We start from the raw sequence: 4870 nt of genomic DNA on the forward strand, positions 1-4870 counted from the left end.
AGGTGATGAAGCGTATGCGGCATCCAGCCTTCGACGACAGTTTCCATGTGCCTACGAGCCGGCGGATCGACGCGCCACTGGTGATCGGCTCGGCCTTGTTCGGCCTGGGCTGGGGGATCGGCGGCTTCTGTCCGGGTCCGGCGGTTGCGTCCCTGTCGAGTGGCATCCCGCAGACAGCGCTGTTCGTCATCGCGATGCCGGTCGGCATGACCTTGTACGACAGAGTATGGAGCAGACGGACGTGAGCACCTCTATTTTGGCGACAGTCGGCTCCGGCGGGATCGTCGGCTTCATGCTCGGCCTCCTGGGCGGCGGGTCCATCCTGGCGACGCCGCTGCTCCTCTACGTCGTCGGGGTGACGCAGCCGCATATCGCGATTGGAACGGGTGCGCTTGCCGTCTCGCTGAATGCCTTTACGAACTTCGCAACCACGCGATCAAGGTCACGTCTGGTGGCGCTGCGCAGCCGTCTTCTCCGCGCTCGGCGCCCTCGACGGCTCCAGCCTGGGCAAGGCGATGGAAGGGGACCGCCTGATCTTTCTGTTCGGCATCCTCATGATCGTCGTCGGTGTTCCTGATGCTGAAGCCGAAGAAGGCGATGGCGGTCGAGTGCCGTCCCGTCGACCTCAGGATGTGCCTCGCAACAGCGGCCGTGGCACTCGCCGTCAGGGCTGCCTCCGGCTTCTTCGGCATCGGCGGGGCTTCCTGATCGTTCCCGGCTTGATGCTGCCGACGGGCATGCCGATGATCAACGCCATCGGCACATCTGGCGACGGCCCCCGAACTATGCCAGCTCGGGCCTGGTGGACTGGTGGCTCGCCGCGGAGTTCATCGAAGGCGGCATCGTCGGCGGCGTACTCGGCATGCTCCTCGCTACACGGCTCAGCGCCTATAAGAACATCCTCAACCGCAGTTCGCAGCTCGTACTCGTAGCGGCTGGTTACATTCTATATTGGAACTGGGGAACGCTTTTCTCCGGCTGAGTGGATCGTGATGCGTCCCCTCAATCCAGGTTCACTATTCGTTTGTAAGCCTTCTTTCGAGCGCAAGCGCCTTCCACGTGCTGTGCCGTTCATTTTCACCGGTAGGCAGGTCATGGTGATCAATGTCCATTTCTCATCGAAATGGGGAAGTGATCCTATTTACGGCAAGAACCAACGACCGAGGACGCCACGATCGCGGCCCGAACCGAACAAGCTCGGGCTGTCAGAGCGTTCATAGGAGAACTACCGCCTGACCGGAACCGCTCAGTGCTTGTTCTCGGCGACTTCAACACCCTTTGGTACGAGGTGCCTATGCTTCTCCTGACAGGTGGTGATCCCGCAATGTCAAACCTCGCTTTGGTTGAGCCGCACTGCTCGCAAGGGACCTAATCGATTTTATTTGCTGCACCTGCGAAATTTTGTTGCACCGCATATATTTCGACCCTTACATTCTTGCAGCGAACTAAAGTAGACCAATGGAGTTCGATATGACTGTTACCTTTCCGCTTTCTGATAAGCGCAATGTCGATCAGCTATTGAAGCATCTGACCTCGCACAATCTTACATTCCCCGGCAACTGCGCCGTGACATTGAAGACCCATGTTGCGCATGTAACGTCCTCACACACGTTCGCGTTAGGAACGGCTCGAACATCTTGGTAGATGAGTTGTGCTTCACTTCTGATCGAGCGCGAGCCAAACGAAACGACTTTGACCCTTGGCAAGGCTGGCCAACTTATATGATGGGCGGCAGCGCTTTTTGCGCCAATTGGCGTCTCAGTTGCCTGATCTCTTCGTCTGCGAAACCGTATCGGCTCGGGTTGTCTTCGCGCGTCCGGGCCGCTTCGTCCGCCGTGTTCGTGGAGACTTTTTGCTTGTCTGGCTTTCCGGCACTAACGCATGCGCATCGGCACCAGATCGACTGACCTCATGACGAGCCGGCCTCTGGACCTCTTCACCATCGACCGGTGAGACTGCTTGGGCGACATCGAGATCGCTGTCGGTTTCATCTGAAGTCGTCGTCGCCACGAGATCAACAGAAGGATTCCCGCCGTTGTCAGGGCTACTGGATGCGTCCGTTGAATTTGACGACGCTCGCCGCGGTATCGGCATCAACCCCAACCGAACTCTCTCGTGTTTCGGCCGGCCGTCTTCGCGTTAGCTGAGCAAGGAATTTCCATGGTGTTTTCATAGTGCTTCAACCTCGAGCAATCCACACCACGACATTGCCGCAGCTTTATATCCGGGCTCGCGACTGAGCCCGGCGAGTTTCTCTGCTACCGAAGATGGAATGGCTGAGGTCGATCGCGCAACCGCCTCCGCTTGCTGTTCAATCAATCGAGCACGAGCCGCTTGCGCAGGTCGGCATCTTCTGCGCGCAGCTTATCTGCCAGGGTTAGGCCGGCCTTGCCGAACAGATCACCGAGCTTCTTCAGCTGTGCCGTCTGCTCTGGATAGCGATCGAACACCATGACGGGTAGGCGGTTTTCGCCCACTGGATTGTGATCCTTCTTCGCTGTAGAGCGAGGAAGGAATTTTTTGTTGCCGAGCCCATCCCTTTCAGGTGCAATTTTATGACAAGAAAAGTTTATCTGGCCGGTCCGGAGGTCTTCCTTCCCAACGCCCGCGAAATCCTCGACCGGAAGGCAGCACTTGCCCGTGAGGCGGGACTTCTCCCGCTCTCGCCCGGCGATCTGGAAATCCCGCACACGAACTCGAAGCGCGAGCGCGCCGCAGCGATAAACGCGGTGGACGAGAAGATGATGATCCAGGCGGACGCGATCATCGCCAATCTGACGCCCTTTCGTGGCATTGCCGCCGATACCGGGACGGCTTTCGAACTCGGCTTTATGTGCGCAAGCGGTAAGCCTGTATTCGCTTATACGAATGTGGCCCGCGATCACAGCGGACGAGTGAGCGATCTTTATGGCGGGGCCGTCGCGTATGATGCTGAAGGTCGACTGCGAGACCCGAACGGGATTGCGGTCGAGGATTTTGGCCTGGCCGACAATCTCATGCTGCACGCCGGGATTGAGCGGCGCGGTGGCGTCCTCATCATCGGAGACGCGGCGCGGGATGCGCTCTATACGGACCTTGCCGCGTTCAAGACGTGTCTTGCCGTCGCCGTTGAGAAGCTGCGCTAGGGAGTACCGCGCGCCCCTCACCTGCCCGGCCGTGCCAATGACCGTGCAATATCGACGACGTCGTCGCGCGAGCCGGTCTAGCCGATCTGCGACCAGCTCCCTTCCCCTTTCTTCTTTTATCGGATTGAATGCCTCCCTTTCTGACGCTATATACAGTCAGTAAGATTGGCATTCGAGAACGGACGTGAGAGAAATGGGACTCGCTCAATATGCGGATAATGGGCTGTTCGCGCCGCGCAAAATCGCGGAGGCGTTCCGCACGACCAGTGAAGAAATCGCCCGCACCGCCGGACTCGGCAAGGATGCGATCCAGCGCAAGGACCGGATCCGCTCCGGCAAGACCCAGCGGCGCCTGCGCGAGATGATCGAGGTCGTCAACAAGGTCGAGCCGCGCTTCGGCTCGGCGCTGATGGCCTATGCCTGGTATCGCTCCGAGCCCCTGCCCGGCTTCTCGGGCCAGACGGCCATGCAGCTGGTGCGCGACGGCCGTGCGGATGAGGTGCTCGACTATATTGACGCGGTCGACGCCGGTATCCACGCGTAGCCCCAGCCGATGCGATATGAAGGTAAGCTCTACCGGGCACTGAACCCGATATATGCTCGCCAGCCACTCTCGGGCCGGGGAGCCGAACTCTATGGCGGCCGGTTCAATCCAAGGGGGATGCCGGCGCTCTACACGTCGCTATCAGTGATGACTGCGTTGCGCGAGGCCAATCAGGTCGGCAACCTGCAGCCGACAACGCTCGTCTCCTATGACGCTGCTTTCGAGCGCATCTTCGACAGTCGCGACGATGATGCGCTTCGGGCCGAAGGAATGGACGCTGCCGCGATTTCAGATCCGACATGGCGCGACCAGATGAAGGCGAGCGGCGAGGCCAGAACGCAGGGCTTCGCCAGGCGGCTGGCCGCCACCGGCTATCATGGTCTGCTCGTCCGAAGCTTCGCCGCGGCCGCGACCGGGGAGGATCTGAACCTCGTCCTTTGGAAATGGGGCGACGGTGCTCCAGCGCGACTGATCCTGATTGACGACGACAATCGCCTGGGTCGACCGCAATAGCCCGCCCCAATGCATGGGAAGCGAAGCTCACGGATCACCACCTGTAGTGAGCCCGTGCCTTCGATATCGGCTGCGAGCGCCATTCGATATCTGCCAACCGCCTGCACTGCCGCACGTGTGGCCCAGCACCGAAGGTTGACCCCGCTGAGATCCGGAACAACGATCTGGAGGTACTGCAGAAACAGAGAAAACAGCGGAGTCACGATCGACGCCCGAACAGCCGCAACTCAACCTCGGTCTTTAAGCAGACAGCCCGGAAACGAAAAAGCCTGCCGCGGGAGGAGGTGCAGCAGGCTTTTCGAAAAGAACCGAATAGCGACGGGGGAGGAGTGCCGCTATTCCTACAGACGCCCCTGGGAGGAGGAGTGGGCCGTCTGAGACACGAAGCTTTGCGGGAGGAGGTGCATTACTTCGTCGAGAACGATCATAGGCGATCGCGTGGTATTGGATAGGCGTTATGTTGCACTGCAGCTATGCAAGAAACACACGCCACAAGGCGCGCGACAAGGCACGATCCAATAGAGTGTGCAACCATGATGGGCCGGCGCAAAAACGCCCGCGTGATGAGCGGGCGTCGAGCAGTCGCAAGCGAGTTGGGTTCCAGCGCTATTTAGCGAGCGATCCCCGGGCAATGCTGCGGATGTCGGCGCGGTCGATACCGAGGTCCTGCAGTTCACGGCTGGACATG

4 protein-coding genes and 3 pseudogenes are annotated in these 4870 nt (G+C 59.8%); 5 read left to right on the plus strand and 2 right to left on the minus strand.

Annotated features, from left to right (window positions below):
• Window positions 1-245 (plus strand): DUF6691 family protein (locus tag BN1800_RS38905; protein ID WP_342210326.1); only part of this gene is annotated, 245 nt, incomplete at its 5' end.
• Window positions 227-982 (plus strand): annotated as a pseudogene (locus BN1800_RS38910) (sulfite exporter TauE/SafE family protein). The gene BN1800_RS38905 and the pseudogene BN1800_RS38910, both read left to right, overlap by 19 nt.
• A gap of 1360 nt (window positions 983-2342) precedes the next feature.
• Here the strand turns inward: BN1800_RS38910 and BN1800_RS41900 are convergent.
• Window positions 2343-2471, minus strand: a pseudogene (locus BN1800_RS41900) (IS110 family RNA-guided transposase); the annotation flags it as partial.
• A gap of 84 nt (window positions 2472-2555) precedes the next feature.
• On the opposite strand from BN1800_RS41900, the gene BN1800_RS38920 reads away from it, so the two are divergent.
• The 3 genes from BN1800_RS38920 (at window position 2556) to BN1800_RS38930 (ending at window position 4182) form a co-directional block, all read left to right on the plus strand.
• The gene (locus tag BN1800_RS38920; protein ID WP_087006201.1) at window positions 2556-3125 is read left to right on the plus strand and encodes a nucleoside 2-deoxyribosyltransferase; all 570 of its coding nucleotides are present in this window, start codon (window positions 2556-2558) and stop codon (window positions 3123-3125) included.
• A 193-nt stretch (window positions 3126-3318) separates the two neighbouring features.
• Window positions 3319-3669: an MbcA/ParS/Xre antitoxin family protein gene (locus BN1800_RS38925; protein WP_027513904.1), complete on the plus strand. Its 351-nt coding sequence runs from the start codon at window positions 3319-3321 to the stop codon at window positions 3667-3669.
• A gap of 9 nt (window positions 3670-3678) precedes the next feature.
• Window positions 3679-4182 carry an RES family NAD+ phosphorylase gene (locus BN1800_RS38930; RefSeq protein WP_027513903.1) on the plus strand — a complete coding sequence of 168 codons (504 nt, stop codon included), beginning with the start codon at window positions 3679-3681 and terminating at the stop codon, window positions 4180-4182.
• A gap of 606 nt (window positions 4183-4788) precedes the next feature.
• On the opposite strand, the pseudogene BN1800_RS43255 reads toward BN1800_RS38930, so the two are convergent.
• Window positions 4789-4870: pseudogene (locus tag BN1800_RS43255) on the minus strand (DUF1127 domain-containing protein); the annotation flags it as partial.

Origin of the sequence: Rhizobium sullae (genome assembly GCF_900169785.1) — a bacterium.
Classification (GTDB): Bacteria; Pseudomonadota; Alphaproteobacteria; order Rhizobiales; family Rhizobiaceae; genus Rhizobium; species Rhizobium sullae.

Excerpts from the sequence above, each read along its gene's own strand:
- BN1800_RS38925 (WP_027513904.1), top strand. The coding sequence starts at position 3,319 with ATGGGACTCGCTCAATATGCGGATAATGGGCTGTTCGCGCCGCGCAAA.
- BN1800_RS38920 (WP_087006201.1), top strand. The coding sequence starts at position 2,556 with ATGACAAGAAAAGTTTATCTGGCCGGTCCGGAGGTCTTCCTTCCCAAC.
- BN1800_RS38930 (WP_027513903.1), top strand. The coding sequence starts at position 3,679 with ATGCGATATGAAGGTAAGCTCTACCGGGCACTGAACCCGATATATGCT.